Annotated in this window: 18 protein-coding genes; 2 read left to right on the forward strand and 16 right to left on the reverse strand. The window is 69.8% G+C overall.

Features of this window, described 5'->3' with window-relative positions; translation table 11 throughout:
- Nucleotides 1-140 precede the first annotated feature (140 nt).
- The gene (locus D5R93_RS12150) at nucleotides 141-1,097 is read left to right on the forward strand and encodes a hypothetical protein (protein WP_243106799.1); all 957 of its coding nucleotides are present in this window, start codon (nucleotides 141-143) and stop codon (nucleotides 1,095-1,097) included.
- A 192-nt stretch (nucleotides 1,098-1,289) separates the two neighbouring features.
- Nucleotides 1,290-1,472, forward strand: coding sequence for an Rv0909 family putative TA system antitoxin (locus D5R93_RS12155; RefSeq protein WP_119835503.1), 183 nt, complete (start codon nucleotides 1,290-1,292; stop codon nucleotides 1,470-1,472).
- Between the two features lie 177 nt (nucleotides 1,473-1,649).
- Here the strand turns inward: D5R93_RS12155 and D5R93_RS12160 are convergent, their stop codons facing one another.
- The 16 genes from D5R93_RS12160 to D5R93_RS12225 form a co-directional block, all read right to left on the reverse strand.
- Nucleotides 1,650-2,384: a hypothetical protein gene (locus tag D5R93_RS12160; RefSeq protein ID WP_119835502.1), complete on the reverse strand. Its 735-nt coding sequence runs from the start codon at nucleotides 2,382-2,384 to the stop codon at nucleotides 1,650-1,652.
- Nucleotides 2,385-2,442: 58 nt separating this feature from the next.
- Nucleotides 2,443-2,904 carry a collagen-like protein gene (locus D5R93_RS12165; protein ID WP_119835501.1) on the reverse strand — a complete coding sequence of 154 codons (462 nt, stop codon included), beginning with the start codon at nucleotides 2,902-2,904 and terminating at the stop codon, nucleotides 2,443-2,445.
- 170 nt (nucleotides 2,905-3,074) lie between these two features.
- A complete protein-coding gene (locus D5R93_RS12170) occupies nucleotides 3,075-3,599 on the reverse strand; it encodes a hypothetical protein (protein WP_120205487.1) in 525 nt (174 codons plus the stop codon).
- Entirely contained in the window at nucleotides 3,596-4,273 is a 678-nt protein-coding gene (locus D5R93_RS12175; protein WP_243106800.1) for a hypothetical protein, read from the reverse strand. Before D5R93_RS12175 ends, D5R93_RS12170 begins: the two co-directional genes overlap by 4 nt.
- Complete coding sequence (locus D5R93_RS12180; protein WP_162933967.1) at nucleotides 4,270-4,959, reverse strand: hypothetical protein; 690 nt, start codon at nucleotides 4,957-4,959, stop codon at nucleotides 4,270-4,272. Before D5R93_RS12180 ends, D5R93_RS12175 begins: the two co-directional genes overlap by 4 nt.
- A 130-nt stretch (nucleotides 4,960-5,089) precedes the next feature.
- Nucleotides 5,090-6,421, reverse strand: a complete 1,332-nt coding sequence (locus tag D5R93_RS12185; protein WP_243106801.1) for a hypothetical protein — start codon at nucleotides 6,419-6,421, stop codon at nucleotides 5,090-5,092.
- Between the two features lie 221 nt (nucleotides 6,422-6,642).
- Complete coding sequence (locus tag D5R93_RS12190; RefSeq protein WP_162933968.1) at nucleotides 6,643-7,335, reverse strand: pilus assembly protein TadG-related protein; 693 nt, start codon at nucleotides 7,333-7,335, stop codon at nucleotides 6,643-6,645.
- Nucleotides 7,336-7,531: 196 nt separating this feature from the next.
- The gene (locus tag D5R93_RS13430) at nucleotides 7,532-7,702 is read right to left on the reverse strand and encodes a hypothetical protein (protein ID WP_162933969.1); all 171 of its coding nucleotides are present in this window, start codon (nucleotides 7,700-7,702) and stop codon (nucleotides 7,532-7,534) included.
- 39 nt (nucleotides 7,703-7,741) lie between these two features.
- The gene (locus tag D5R93_RS14625) at nucleotides 7,742-7,870 is read right to left on the reverse strand and encodes a hypothetical protein (protein WP_279221364.1); all 129 of its coding nucleotides are present in this window, start codon (nucleotides 7,868-7,870) and stop codon (nucleotides 7,742-7,744) included.
- Between the two features lie 469 nt (nucleotides 7,871-8,339).
- The gene (locus D5R93_RS12195) at nucleotides 8,340-8,981 is read right to left on the reverse strand and encodes an OmpA family protein (protein ID WP_162933970.1); all 642 of its coding nucleotides are present in this window, start codon (nucleotides 8,979-8,981) and stop codon (nucleotides 8,340-8,342) included.
- 587 nt (nucleotides 8,982-9,568) lie between these two features.
- The gene (locus D5R93_RS12200) at nucleotides 9,569-9,784 is read right to left on the reverse strand and encodes a hypothetical protein (RefSeq protein ID WP_162933971.1); all 216 of its coding nucleotides are present in this window, start codon (nucleotides 9,782-9,784) and stop codon (nucleotides 9,569-9,571) included.
- Between the two features lie 110 nt (nucleotides 9,785-9,894).
- Nucleotides 9,895-10,518 (reverse strand): response regulator transcription factor, encoded by a 624-nt coding sequence (locus tag D5R93_RS12205; RefSeq protein ID WP_119835496.1) that lies wholly within the window; start codon nucleotides 10,516-10,518, stop codon nucleotides 9,895-9,897.
- Nucleotides 10,515-11,741, reverse strand: coding sequence for a sensor histidine kinase (locus D5R93_RS12210; RefSeq protein ID WP_243106802.1), 1,227 nt, complete (start codon nucleotides 11,739-11,741; stop codon nucleotides 10,515-10,517). The genes D5R93_RS12205 and D5R93_RS12210 overlap by 4 nt, the downstream gene beginning before the upstream one ends.
- Nucleotides 11,742-11,769: 28 nt before the next feature.
- The gene (locus D5R93_RS12215) at nucleotides 11,770-12,663 is read right to left on the reverse strand and encodes a type II secretion system F family protein (RefSeq protein ID WP_279221365.1); all 894 of its coding nucleotides are present in this window, start codon (nucleotides 12,661-12,663) and stop codon (nucleotides 11,770-11,772) included.
- Between the two features lies 1 nt (nucleotide 12,664).
- Complete coding sequence (locus tag D5R93_RS14630) at nucleotides 12,665-13,441, reverse strand: type II secretion system F family protein (RefSeq protein WP_279221366.1); 777 nt, start codon at nucleotides 13,439-13,441, stop codon at nucleotides 12,665-12,667.
- Nucleotides 13,442-13,586: 145 nt separating this feature from the next.
- Complete coding sequence (locus D5R93_RS12225; RefSeq protein WP_120205499.1) at nucleotides 13,587-14,891, reverse strand: TadA family conjugal transfer-associated ATPase; 1,305 nt, start codon at nucleotides 14,889-14,891, stop codon at nucleotides 13,587-13,589.

Here is a 14,891-nt window from a genome sequence, read left to right on the forward strand (position 1 = left end):
TCCGTTAGCATAACGGCAGAGATCTCATTGTGATCATCTGCAACAGGTAACGGGTGTGAGCACCCGTGCCAGGCCTGCGGAAGGCCTCCGGAGGGGACAGCGTGTCCTCGCGCCGCCAGCGCCCCTCTAGACTACTCTCGATGAGTACCTCCCCCTCCCTTCACTATCTTGCGCAGCCACCGGTGCCGCCCCCCGGCACTGGCACGGCTGCCGCTCCGCGGGGCCGACGCCGCGACCACGCCCTGGCCGTAGGCATCGGCACCGTTCTGACCCCGGTCTCCCTGACGGTCATCGGCCTGGCTGCTACCAGGGACGCCTCAGGCCTGGTCCTCCAGTCCGTCCTTATGCTGGCGGTCTTTGGTGCCCTGTGCGCCTCAGCTGCCACCTTCTTCGCGGCCCGCTCCTCGGCGGGAGCCCTGGCCACCGGATTGACAGCCCTCCTGGCCCAGATGGTGATCCTGCTGGCCCCCGGGCACATTGTCACTATCTCCGCGCCCTGGTCCAGGCCTCTCGCCCACACCTGGATGGTGCTGGTCATGGCAGGCCTATGGCTAGGTGGAGCCTGGGGGATGCGCCTAGCCCGTCGCGGAGGGCACGTCCAGGGCCGCCTGGCCTTCAGGCTCACGCAGTCGGACAAGGAGGTCGGCACGACGCCGACGCCACCTCCCTCCCGGCGACGCGACCACCTTGCCTCGCTTCCCTGGGTCCTGGGCAGCCTCGTCCTGACCGCTGCCATCTTGAGCAGGTACTACCGGATCGCTGTCTCCCCCGGCGTGCACCTGAGCCTGGTGACCACCGCCAGCATCCTGGCAGCGCTGGCCCTGCTGGTGGCCGCGGGGGCGTCTGTCGGCCGTTCGACCCTGGGCGCACGGGTCACCGGGCTGCTCCTTGTCCTCGTCTCGCTGCCACCTCTGATCAGCACCGCCGTTGCTGAGAGATGGCCTGTGCACCACCTGCTGCCGCGTGGTCCGGGCCCCGTCGTCACGGCCGCTATCGGCCTGACCCTCCTGGTCCTGGGCTGGGGCGGGCACGCCGCCCGTCGCCAGGCGCGCACGAGAGAGCTGGACGCTCTGCGCGCTAGTCACCAGGAGCCCTGACAGGCCCCTGACCGCAGGGGCCTGCCGCACGCGCGGGGAGTGCAGCGCTGCTGTACTCCCCGGGTCACTCGTGACGGCGTCACGCACAGCTCCCACAGGCCAGTACTCGCCTCAGGAACACAGACCTGGCACCATATGCCACGAGGCCGACGTCAGCCGACGCCGCGCCACCCGACGGAAGGAGGCACCACCATGGGACTTGAGGACCTGACGAAGAAGGCCAGCGAGGCTCTGGGCTCCGACAAGGCGGAGGAGATCAGCGACAAGACGCTCAACACTGCTGCGGGTGTCGCTAAGAAGGTGACCGGCGGCAAGGCTGACGCCACGATCGACTCTGTTCGCGACGCCGCCGACAGAAAGATCGGCCGCGACTGAGACCCTGAGCCAGGAATCGCGGTCTTCTGATCGCAGGGCGAGTGCCCCGCACCTTCCGGTGCGGGGCACTCGTGCTGTCGCCAAGGCTTGCGAAGGCCCCACACGGGCACCGACAGCGCTGCAAGCACTGCTGAACTGACTTCCTCCTCACCCGGCTCCTGTCGGCCTTCTGTCCTGTCAGGCTCGCTGACGCACCCCTCGGGACAGCCCTAGGACAGTGACGGCAAGACCGGTGACACCGCACAGCAGCGCCCCCAGCAGCATGGCACCAGCCATCACAAGACGGTCGGTGCGCAGCGGCGGCCCCACAAGCATCCCCTCGGTGCCACCCTCACAGCGCACCGTGTAGGTCCCGCTGGTAGAGGCGGTGAACCGGGCATAGGGAATACCCTGCTCCGGCACGCTCTTGGAGACTGCGGCCCCGTCAGGGCCGGTAACCGTGCACTCCGTGGTCTGCTCCTGGGAGCCGGAGTAGACCATGGCCTGGGTCCCCTCCTGAAGGTAGACGGCCCCCGACGTCCCTAGGACCGTCGTCTCCGCACCACTCCAGTCCACGGCCAGGCGGAACGCGCCAGCCACGAGAACCAAGGGCACGACCAGCATCAGCACCAGCCCGACGGCCACCGTACGCCACCGGCCGCGCCCTGCGCTCCTGCGAACCGAACGCTCACTACGGCGGCTGTCCGACCTGCTGGTCCAGCGCTCCAGGCTCACGCCACCTGGTGGCGAGACCCACCCGGAGGAGGCCTGGACGGCTGCGGGCAGCGTATGCGTCGCCTGCTCCCCACCAGCGGGGTCAGGAGCCGTCCCAGCAGGCTCGATACCCTGCTCAGCCAGAACCGCCGCCAGCTCATCAGGGCTGACACGCCTACCGTAGCGAGGCTGGCCGTCGTCGGTCTCGAAGGAGCTCACAGCGTGCTCCTCATGCGCTTGTACCTGTCATGTGCTCATAGGGCTGCGGCAGGCCGCCTCAGGAGCGCGCCCCGATCCTGACCGAGCTGCGCACGAGCTCGACGAAGAGACGAACGAGCAGGATCAGGGTCACGTTCCACGGGGCGCGCATGAGCAGGTCGACCACGAACTCGCTGAAGCTGAACTCAGTCTCGTAGGTGCGGGAGTTGAAGTGGTTGGCCCCCGCGTTGTAGCCCGAGTAGAGCCAGTTCACGACGATAGCGACGACAGCCACGACAAGGACAGCCCTCCCGTATCGCTCCACGTAGCCCTTTGAGGTGTCGAAGAGGTTCCCGAAGAAGGAGTCAGGGGCCTGGGGCGGGTAGGGCTGGCCCGGCGCCCCGGCTCCCGGCGCGGGAGCGCTGACGGTAGGGGCCGCCTGGAACTGCTGGGATGGGTAGGGCTGGCCAGGAGCGGGGGCCGAGGGTGCCGAGGGCTGCTGAGGGTAGTAGGGCTGGCCAGGGACAGGGGACTGGGTCATGACGAGGTCTCTTCCTTTGCTATCAGGGACACGGGCACACTACCGTGCCCCCAGGTCAGGACGAAAGCCGGGCGACAGCTCTCACACCTGGCAGACCTGGCACAGCCGTGGTACCGAAGAGTGCCGGAGGGTACCGTCGGATACGACGCCGCAGCCGGGGCTAGCCGGGGCTACAGCAGCTCGATCCACCGCTCTACGGTCTCGACCTGGCTGTCAGTGACCTCCTGGCCGGAGAGGTCCACAAGCGCGACCTGCAACCCTCTGCCTACCGCCCAGGTGGTCCCCCTGCTCTCATAGGGCCACGAGGTCTGGTAGTCCTGACGTGCCAGGAGAGTGCTCCCGTCGGACAGCGCCGTACGCTCCCCGACAGGACGGTAGCCGCGGGTGACGGCGCGGGCAGCGTTCATTGCCAGGTCCAGGGCCTGGTACACGTCGGCAGCGGTCACGGACTGGGCCGTCATGAGCACGCTGGAGCTGTCCGAGGGATCTGTCCACCGCGTGGTCCACAGACCAGACTGGGGCACGGTCCGGTCCCAGCCGGAGGGGACCGCCAGGGCGAGGCTGCCGTCCTGCGGCCTGTCCCACCCGGCCCCGGGGCCGGGACCGGAGGAGCACCCCGCCACCACCGTGGCCGCCAGGCCAGCCGAGGCGCTCAGAGCCGCCGCGATCCCGGCCCTTCTTGAGGAGCGCGTCATGACTGCCTCCTGACGAGGTCCAGGGTGTCCTCGACGCCGTTGCGCAGCCCGTCGTCGGTATAGGTCCCCAGCAGAGTCACCACACCCGCGCCGACACCTGAGGCAAGAATCCACGTCCAGCCGCACCACAGGCCCTCAGGCCCCCAGGAGAAGGCGGTGCGTTCCACAGCCGTGCCGCTGTCACGCTGCCAGGAGACACGGGCGAGCTGGGCGTAGCCGGTAACGAGCCCGGCCACAGCCAGGTCCACCGTCTGCCTAAGGCCGTCGGCAGTCGTGGTGGTGTCCAGCGCGGAGACCATGAGCCGCTGGTCAAAGCCCTCCTGGGAGGAGGCGGCCATGTCGTAGGACACCGTGTACGGTCCCCAGTCGCGGTGGGGCGTGGGCCCCTCCATGGCGGACAGCAGGCTGAAGGAGATCCCGGAGACGTTGACCGGGATCCAGTCCGTGGGCTGCTCCTGGGGGCCTGGGGAGGGGTCATGAGGCTGGGCCACCTCGGCCACGGCCTGCATCGCGTCGTTGGGGGCGGTCTCCTCCGAGCGGGCACAGGCAGAAACCATCCCCGCTGCCGCGCCCCCGGCCCCCGAGACCAGCAGGCTGCGGCGGCGCACAGCCTGCCGCTGGCCTGCGGCCCCACACCCTGGCACGGACCCGGCCGGGTTCTCCCCGCGCCTCATACCGGGCTCACCACGACCGACTCCAGGACCGCCTCGGCCTGCTCCAGGCTGCTCGTACTGGTCGAGTCCGCCAGCACGTACACGCCATAGCTGTAGCCCTGCGTCCCGTCAACAATAACGGCGGCACCGGCGACAGCTACCGTGCCCGGGCGCGACTCCCGGGACCACGGAGCAGGTCCCGAGGACTCCCACCTCAGCAAGGCCGCCTCATCCGCTCCCTCGACGCTCACCTCCTCCGTACTGGCCTCCACCCCCTGTTTCTCCAGGGTCTCCTGCTGCGAGGCAAGAACGTCGGAGGCCGACACGGAGCCGTCCGCGTAGTACTCGACGTCAACCGTGAGCGCGGCAGAGGCGGAGTCGTAGTAGATCTGACGCATACCGTCCTCGTAGACGGTGGTCTGCGCAGTGGTGGCGTCTGCGGGGACGCGGAGCATGAGCCCTGGAGCGGGCAGCAGGACCATCATGGCATTCGTCGCAGCATCTGTGGCAGCGTCCGCAGGGCCGGGCTGCGTCTGCGGGGACGTGGAGCTGCCCGTACTTCCGGACCCCGGGGACGAGGCCTGCGACGTCCCCGGAGCGGCTGAGGCGGCCTGCGACGCATCGGCACCCGCCTGCGTCCGCGAGGATGACGCACCAGCCTCCTGCCCGCCGGAGCAGCCCGCAGCCACCAGGACGACTGCGAGCACGACGACAGGCAACATTACGGGAAAAGTCGCGGGAAAAACTATGGAATGGGCCGTAGGGGGATCCGCGGGAAGAACCGTGCGCGGAGCTGTGGAAGGAGACGCGTGCGGCTGCCCCGCCCGAGGCCGCGCCTCATGGCTGGAGCTCCTGGGTGGCGAGCTGGTCGCGGCCCTGGGCCAGCTGGTTCGCGCTCCACCCGGGAGTCACCGCCTCCGGCCCCCCGTTGTCAGTCACCGCTGTACCCTCCAGGACCTGCTGGGTGGTGGTCGCCTGGAGCGCGATGACCTCGGCAAGCCCCTCACCCGGGTCGGCGGAGGGGCTCAGCGCCGTCAGCGGGACCGACAGGCCACCCGAGGACAGGCTCGCGTGACGCGCGTAGGCGGTGACGAGTCCACGCTCGGAGTCGCTGAGCACGGGGACCTCCAGCCTGGTGGTGACCACGGTGGTCACCACCGTTCCCGGATCGACCCCGTCAATGCCCTCCTCTGCGGCGCCCTCAGCCGCGTGGGTGACAACGAGGCTGTCCAGGTCACCGCCGCTGTCATAGGTGAGGGTCAGCAGCCCCACGCAGATACGCTCCCCCTCCGGCGGCGCTGTGGTGCCGAAGGCGGCCCAGGCGTCCTCCTCATCCGGCGCAGGGGGAAGGACCTGTGCGGTGTAGGACAGGGTGTGTGAGACGGTACCGGTGCCGTCAGGCTCCAGGGAGCTGGCACGCTGATAGCCCACGGCATCGCCGGAGGCTGACACGACTGCCTGCGAGGAGTCAGGGGTCCCGGTAGCGGTGGGCTGAGGGGTCTTGGTGTCCTCCGGCTCCCCGGCGACGTCGGGGTCCTGCCCGCCCCCGGTCGTCTCACCAGCACCCGAGGCCTGCGCCGCCTGCGGATCCGGTGAGCCTGTCGGTCCAGCCTGGTCGTCGGAGGGGGCCGGGTCGGCGTAGTCCTGGGCGGCCGACAGGGAGATGGTCACCCCCGAGGACTCCACCGACGGGTCGAGCCCGCCGCTGGCCAGGGGGTGCCCGGGACGGACCCGGCCCGTCCCGGCGTTGTCCTCCTGGGTCAGGTCCGACCCGGTGCCCGACTGGCTACCGTCACACGACCCTGCGGCCGCGCACGTCTGCGCATCTGCTCTCAGCAGCGCTGTCACCTGGGCGCCCAGAGGATCACCCTGGGAGGTGGCGGAGCCCGCGGAGGAGCCGGGGTAGCCGGTGGACAGCTGGCGTGTGGTCGCAGCCACCGCCTCAGCGCCGGAGTCGGCCGCGTCATCCGCTACGGCTACCGGCGTCGTCCCGGTGGCAAGGGCTCCCGCCGCCAGTCCCACAGTCACCAGGACCCGAAGCACCGCCTGGCGGTGAGCGGCTCGCCCCCTGCTGGTGGCAAGGCACCGGGCAGGGAGCAACCGCACCAGCCAGGGAGAGCGCTGGGAGGAGCATCGTGGAGACCGTTGCGCCTGGGGAGGACGACGCATGCAGCGTTCCTTTCGTCGACAGCAGGAAGCAGGGACTTCCTGACACCCGCGCGATGCAGGGTCGTGACCCGCAGGCAGTCTAGGGTCACCTCAGCTCCCTGTCCACAGGAAGCCGCCCCGTCCGGCGGGCGTCCGGTAGGCGCTGCCGCTGCGACCGGGGTGGCGGCACACGCCCCCCGACCAGAGGCGACGACTGACCCAGGCCCCGGGCAGCCCCGGGATCAGCGCACCAGCCTGGTGGAGACTGTCGCCTTCTCAGCCATGCCCTCGGGCACCGTGAAGGGGGTAGGTGGTGCCGAGGAACCGCTCGTGGAGGTCGAGGTCTTGCCCGGCTTAGCGGTCACACAGGTGCCGCCGATATCGAAGCCGACCTTGCCCCCGCTGAGGCAGGCGCCCTCCTCCAGGACCACCTCAGCGGTGGCCGAGGCAGTCATCGTCTCACCTGTGGCCTCCACGGGGGTGTCCGTCTCTACGCTCACAGTGACCTGCCTGCGGGCGGAGTCGATGGACAGCGACGTCAGGGTCGCACCGTTGCGGGAGGCGTAGCGGCTGGCGGCGCCCCTGACCCCAGCCCCGGCGAAGGAGCCGATGCCGCTGCCGGCGGCCCCCCACAGCCCGTCATCATCGTCAGCCCCGTAGGCGTCGTCGTACATGGACTCGATCGAGTCCGCCCAGGCCTGGGCGGCGGCCAGGGCGGCGGCATCAGCAGCGGTGGTAGCGTCACGCCGGTGGAGGGTGACGTCACCCAGGCCTGCCATGAGAGCCAGCGCCACCGTCGCCAGGACCGCGCAGGCCACGCTCACGTAGGGCAGGATGCTGCCCCGCTCGCTACCCGGCCTACCACGGCGAGCCCGCCGGGGTCGTCCGAGCAGCCGGGACACCACCGGGGGCAGCAGGGAGGAACGCACCCGCATCAGCTCCTTACCAGCACCATCAGGGAACACGCCGCCGGGGCACGGAGGCGGCAGCGCGCGGCGAGGTGCCGCCCCGCAGCGCCCCCCGCACCGTCCGTCACGACTGCCGCCAGTCAACCACGCCCAGCTCCGGCGGCACAGGGGCGAGCGCCCCATAACTTCAGTCCTGGCAGCCCTTGGGCCTGCGGCACCGGGCTCAGCGCCCGGCGGCGCCCCGGCGCACCAGCCAGACCAGCAGGGCACCGGCACACGACCCCAGGACCCCGGTGGCCACGAGCTGGAGCGCCACCTGCTCGTACCGGGGGAACACCTCCAGGGACATCTGCGCCACCGCGTTCGCGAAGTACACGATCGGGACGGGCAGCACGCACCCCGTCGAGCGCAAGGTGAGGAGCAGGCGGTCTTCTCAGGCCTCGACGACGGGGACGTCGGTGAGGCGGAAGGCGTAGTCGCCGTCCTCGGTGCGGCTCTCGTGGTCCAGGACCACCGTGTCCTGGCCCGTGTCCGGCCAGGCCACGCACACCCGGGTCACCATCCCCTCCTTGAGACCAAACCCCAGACCACGCTCGGTCAGGGGGGTGTACTTCTCCTCCCCGGGGGCAGGTAGTCCGTGGGGAAGACCCGCTCCCCACCCGATAGCAGCGTCAGACCACTGGCGGCCGCGGTGGTGTCTAAAGCAACCCCCTCTCCCGAGAGTTGGACAAGGCTTTCGCCCGCTCGTCGCCCAGCCACGCCCCAGGAAGGTGCTGCCGCTGTCGCCGGTTCCGCCCGGTCCGGCGGTGAGCTCGAGCTCGCCCAGCAGGAAGCCCCCGCCCGGGTCACCTGCTCCAGGACCACGCTCAGCTCACCGTCACCCTTGCGCCCGGGGACCGTGACCCCTCCGGTCCCCGGCCCACCGGACCGTAGGCCTCCGGCAGCCCACCAGACCCAGACGCCGAGGGATCAGCCGAGGCGGAGGGGCGGCGCTGCTAGCACTGTCCTGGCTGTCGGTGCCCTCGGTGGGGTCAGGGTGATCTCCACCCGTCGGTTGGCCGCCCGCGCCTGGTCGTCAGTACCCTCCACCGCAGGCTCGGACTCCCCTTGCCCGTCACATCTACATCCCAGGAGCCTAGGTCCACCAGGTCGCCCAGCCGGTCCGACACCGCCTGGGCCCGCTCCTCCGACAGGCCCTGGTTGTAGTCCTCCTCGTCCACGTCATCCGTGTGGCCCACGATACTCAGGCTGCCCCCGCCCGGGTAGCGCCTCACCTGCTCAGCCACCACCTCCAGCTGGGAGCCCGCCTCACTGGTCAGCTCGGCCGAGTCCGACTCAAAGGTCACGTCACTGGCCAGGGTCACCACCACCTCCTCCTGGGTGGTCAGCGTCGAGGAGGACTCGTCCAGCGCCCGCGTAAAGGTCTCCAGCCCCACCGGCCCCGCCAGGGAGGAGTCCGTGCCCATCTCCTCCAGCGCGGCCTCCACCTCCTCCAGGTCCACACCGGCATCAGCCGCCTGCTCCCGGTCCACTACCTCGACCTGAACGAACCCCGCCATCGGCACAAACACCCACACCGTCTCCACGTCCACCGCCCCGAACGGCACGTACGCCACCCCCGGCTCCCCCGCAGCCAGCATGATGGCAGCACCGGGCTTGTCGTGGGTCGGCACCCACACCCGCCCCCGTCCAGGTCAGCCACACGAGTGCCCACCGCCCCAGTTGAGTTAAAGAAGTCGTCACTGAGGTAGAGACTGACCCACAGCAGGTTGTCGCTGCTGCCGTTCCCCTCCTCCACAGCCATGTCGTCCTCGGCGCGCGTCAGCTCCAGCACCACCACCGAGGCCTCCTCCGAGACCCGCACCACCGGGGAGACCCCCACCGTGACCCGGTGCCCCGCCATACGGGCCTCCGCCTCCTGCGCCCCTACCAGGGCGGAGTGCCCGGTTGAGGAAGCCCCGCCCGACGCCTCATCAGAGGACCGCCCTGACGACCCACCAGCACCCGACGAGCTCTCAGGCCCCCTGATCCTCCCGAACCTACGCACCCCGTCATCACTGCACCAGCCCAGCCAGCACCGGCACCATCAGCAGCGAACGACGACGCACCATGAGGACCCCCAAACAAGGAGCTACGGGCAGAAGCCCGGGAGACGAACCACGGACAAGGCAATATCACGCAACCATAACACCATACGACTGGGCGCACCCGGCAGGCCGGGTGCGCCCAGTCATGCAGACGGTAGGAGCCTCCTAGACCCTCAGCCTAGACTATCGATAGCCTCCTGGATCCTGTTCACGATAGCGTCGCCGATACCGCCACCACTGCCGCTAACAGCAGCGACGACAACAGCAATAATAGCTGCGACAACCAGGGCGATCCCGGCGTACTCGACCATGGACTGGCCCCGCTCGTCACGCAGGCCGGCAAAGGTCTGCTGGATACGGACCTGGAGACGAAGAAGTGAGTTGCTCATGATGTCCTCCAATCAGGTTAGGTCGGTCATAAACGGGAGCCGTGCTGCCCCCTTGACGCCGTCAACACTAGGAAGGCCTGTGCCCCGCCATGTAGGGGCGCCCGCCCCGTCTACCGCCCCCGACCTCGCCCCAACCAGGATGACACCGCCTGAGCCCGACTGTGCGCCCCGATCTTGGGGTAGGCCGCGTTGAGGTAGTTCTTGACCGTCCGCTCCGACAGGAACAGCCGGGTCGCAATCTCCCGGTTGGACAGGCCGGAGGCCGCCATGTCCAAGATCTCCGCCTCACGTTCACTCACCTGCTCCCGCAGGGGGTTGGGCGGGACATAGTTCTCCGGGTTGAGGACCACGTCAGCTGCCTCCCGCCCCAGTACCAGCCCACCGCGCTGGCACGTCTCAATGGCGCCGGCGACCTCGTTGGCTCCCAGCTGGCCGTGCACCAGGTAGCCCCGGGCACCGGCGTCCAGAGCCTGGCGGATGAGCTCGGGGTCCTGGTTAGAGGTGAGCATGATGACCGACATGCGTCCCACCAGCTCAGGGAGGATGTCCAGGCCGCTGCGGCCCGGCATGGAGACGTCCAGCAGGACGATATCGGGCGAGTGCACCGCGGCTGTCTCCAGGGCCTCGAAGGCGTCACCGGCCTGAAGCACCTGCGTCACCGAGTCCACCCGCTCCAGCACCGCCTGCAGCCCCGCCCGCACGATCGGGTTGTCGTCCACGACCATGATCCTCATACCTGTCTGCCTCCACTCTCTGTCAGTGCCGTCATCGGCACGCTCATCCGGGTCCGTACACCGACACCCGGCTCTGGCTGGGACTCGATAGTCAGCCGGGCACCCAGCTGCCCGGCACGCTCACGCATACCCGCCACCCCGTAGTGGCCCCCCGACGGCGGAGTCGTCAGGTCCTGGCCACCCAGGCCGACGCCGTCGTCACTGACCTCCAGGTGCAGCGCGCCGTCCTCCACCCAGGCGCAGAAGTCCACGCACTGCGCCTGTGCGTGCTTCTCCGTGTTGGCCAGCACCTCACCAAGCACACGCTGGATCTGCCACATCGCCTCCGCCCGGCAGGCCACCCGGGGTGGAGCCTGCCCGCGGCGGCAGGTCACCTCAATGCCGGTGCGCTCGCTCCAGCGCACGACCTCCTGGGTCAGGGCACCCACGACGTCGTCCTCACCGCTGGCCCGCAGGCCGTCCAGCACCAGGCGGGCCTCCCGGCTGGCCTCGTCGGCGGAGTCGAGCAGGACACGGCTGAGACCGACGTCGTGGTGGTTCTCCGAGGCCAGCGAGTCGTGCAGGGACTCTGCCAGCATCCGGATGCCGTGGACGCTCTTGGCCAGGGAGTCGTGCAGGTCCCGGGCGATGGTGAGGCGCTCTGCCAGCGCCCTCTCCTCCGCCCGGGTCGCAGCCACCTCCGCCGACAGGCGGCTGGCCTCCCGGACCTGAGTGCGCAGCCGGTCCCCCAGGAGCACACAGGCCGCGACACCCAGCACCGAGGCCACCAGGACCACCGAGGAGAGCTCCTCCTGGCCGGTGCGGACCAGGGCCAGGGCGCTCACCACGCCTGAGGTCCACACGGCGGCCTGCACCGCCCGCAGGACGATGCCCACCAGTAGCGCCGAGGCCAGGACGTAGGGCACCACCAGGTGAAAGGCGTTCTCGAAGGCCCCGGACAGCAGCAGGACGGTGAGGACTGTCACCAGGAGGTCCGCGCACGGGAACCACCACCCCTGCCCCAGGGTCTCCGGCCACCTGCGCAGCAGGTACAGCGGCACCCAGCCCATAACCATAGCGGCCAGCAGGACAACCATGATGCGGGGCGAGGACCCCGTCAGGATCAGCCCGACCTCGCAGGCGAACAGCAGTCCCAGCCGCACGTCGCACACCAGTCCCACGGTGGTGCGCATGCTGCGGCCCTGCACCACCGCCGCCAGCGGGGAGTCAGCCGCCTCCGTCACCCCAGCACCTGGCATCGCACCTGACATGTCACCCGCCCAGGAGTCCGGAGATCATGTCCCGGTTGGCGTAGAGCATGCCCCCCATCATGAGGATCATGGTGCCGGGGAGCATGGTCGCCGAGGCAATGAGGGACACCTGGGGAGCCGTGCGAGCCGCCTCCCGGCGCACCTGCTCCGCCCGCTCACGCCGGATCTCCTTGACGATCCCCTGGAGGGCCTCACCAATGGGGGTTCCCAGCTCCTCCGACTGGAGCAGAGCCGTGACAAAAGTATCAATGCTCTCGGAGCGGCAGCGCTGTCTCACCGCGGTAAAAGCATCCCGCCGGGAGACCCCCAGGCGCATCTCGTGGAGCGCTGTACGCATCTCCTCCGATACCGGGCCCTCAAAGTGGTCACACACGCGCTCCAGGGCGTTGCGGAAGGGGGTGCCCGAACGCACCGTCACCGCCAGGACGTCCAGGAAGTCGGGCAGGTCCCGCTCGATCGCCTTCCGACGCGTCCGGACAGCCTGGGCCAGCCACAGGTACATCCACCCGGAGAAGACAGCCGCCATCACGACACCTATCAGCAGCTGCCCCATGAGGGCACAAAACAGGAAGAGCACCGTACTGAGGAGGATAAACCCCGCCTCCCGTTGGATAAAGAGGTCGAGGTGCAGCCCCTCCGGGTTGCCCGCGCCCCGGAGCCTGCGGTCCAGGGCGCGCAGCCGGACCGGACCGTAGACCCGGCGCAGCGTGCGCTGCCCCCTGACCCCCAGGGCGTCAATGAGCCTGACGAAGGCGCTCTCCCGCTGGGGCTCCTCGGCCTGGGCCGCGAGGTCGTCACGCAGGTAGGCAGCCCCGTCCTCCCGGACCATGCGGATGCCCTGCGCCGCCCCGAGCACCAGGAGCGCGCCCACCAGCCCCGCCACCACGGCTACCACCTCACACCTCCACCCGGGAGACCAGCCTCATGAGCAGCGCCCCCAGACCGAAGAAGACCAGTGCGCCTCCCAGGATGACGCGGCCAATGAGGGTGGAGGCCATGTCATCCAGGATTCCGGGCTCCATGAGGTTGAGCAGCACCACGCTGCCCACCCCCAGCACCGGGACGATGTAGCCGCCGATGGCGGAGCCGAGGATGGCAGTGCGCACCTCCCGGTGCAGCTGCTTGCGCTCCTCCAGGGCCAGGGCGATGTCCTGCAGGGCGGAGACCAGGGCGCCACCGGACTTGGACTGGATGACCACGGTGCGCACCAGGACGTTGAGCTCACGGGAAGGCATGCGCCGGGCCAGGTTGCCCAGGGCGTCGTCAAGGGTGCGGCCCAGGGCGATCTCAGAGACCACCCGCCCCAGCTCGGTACTGGCGGGCACCGGTACCTCCCGAGCGGCCAGGCCCAGCGAGCGCTCCACAGACATCCCGGCAGACGTCCCGTTGGACAGCACCCGGGAGACCTCCGGGAGCTGGGCGATGAACTGCTCCGCTCGCCGGGCCGCACGGCGCTGCAGCCAGCGGAAGAAGACCAGCGGCACGGCCGCGGCAAGGACTCCCCCGGCGATCCGCCCCATGAGCGGGCGGGTACCGACATAGGTCACCGCAATCCCCGCGACCAGCGCCACCTCGACCAGGGCCTCGTCCCACCCCAGCCCGGCGGCGCTGATACGGCGGCGCAGCGCAGGACTCAGCGGCAGGCGGCGCAGCAGGGAGAGGAGCACCGACACCGGGCCCCGCCCCTGGGACTCGCCCCTGCCCCCAGGCTGCGAGCCACCTCCTGACTGCGGCCCGCGCTGGCTCCCAGGGTGATCACCGCGGCGGCAGCCAGGCAAAGGGTCACCGTCACGCTGAGCAGGACAGGTCCCGGCTCGGTCACGAGGCCACCTCCCCTACTGTCAGGCCCGTAGGCAGGGAGTACCCGTGGCGCTGCACCCGGTGCGCCACGGCCTCTGGCAGCCTCAGGAGCTCGAAGCGCCCCTCCTCCCGGCCCCTGCCGTGGACGTAGCGCATGAGCGGGGAGGTGGCGTAGGCCTCCCGGTGACGTGAGGTCACCGCCTCGATGGTGCTGACCCGGCGGGCGCCCGAGGCGTCACGCTCCAGCTGGACGATGACGTCGATGGCCCCGTTGATCTGGTCCCGCACCGTCTCTACCGGCAGGGCCACCTCCGACATGGAGGCCAGTGTCTCCAGGCGGCTGAGCGCGTCCTGAGCCGAGTTGGCGTGCACCGTGGTAAGGGAGCCCTCGTGGCCGGTGTTCATCGCCTGGAGCATGTCCAGGGTCTCACCGCCACGGACCTCGCCGACGATGATCCTGTCGGGGCGCATACGCAGGGAGTTGCGCACCAGGTCACGGATAGCCACCTGGCCCTGACCCTCAATGTTGGGCGGGCGCGACTCCAGGCGCACGACGTGGGGCTGCTGGAGGGACAGCTCGGCCGCGTCCTCGATGGTGATGATGCGCTCCCTCTCCGAGATCATGCCGGACAGGGCGTTGAGGAACGTGGTCTTGCCCGATCCGGTCCCGCCGGAGACCAGGATGTTGAGCCGGGCTGCCACCAGGACCCCGAGCAGGTCGGCCGCCTCCTGGGGCAGGCTCTTGCGCGCCACCAGGTCCGCCAGGCGGAAGGGCTGGGGGAATCGGCGGATCGTGATCGTCGGCCCGTCCAGCGCCAGCGGGGGGATGATGACGTTGACCCTCTCACCCCCGGGCAGGCGGGCGTCCACCATGGGGCTGGACTCGTCCACGCGGCGGTTGACCGAGGAGACGATCCGGTCGATAAGCTGGTAGAGCTCCGCCTCTGAGGTGAAGCGGGTGGGAACCCGCTCGATGCGGCCCAGACGCTCCACAAAGACGTCCTCCACGCCGTTGACCATGATCTCGGTGATGCTGTGGTCAGCCACCAGCGGCTCCAGCACCCCCAGCCCCACGGCGTCGTCAATAACGCGCTTGATGAGCCACGCCCTGTCCCGGGAGGACATGACCGGCCCCTCCAGGGAGAGGACCCGGGAGAGCACCCGCTCCAGGCGGGCACGCTGCTGCGCCACCTCCAGCCCGGCTACCTCATCCAGGTCGATCTCCTCCAGGAGGCGGGCGCGGTAGGTCGCTACCAGCTCCTCTCGGCCGCCCACCTGCCGCCTGGCACTACCAGCCGACACCGCGCGGTCCCGCAGCGCCAT

The organism is Actinomyces lilanjuaniae, from assembly GCF_003606385.1.
GTDB classification, from domain to species: Bacteria; Actinomycetota; Actinomycetes; order Actinomycetales; family Actinomycetaceae; genus Actinomyces; species Actinomyces lilanjuaniae.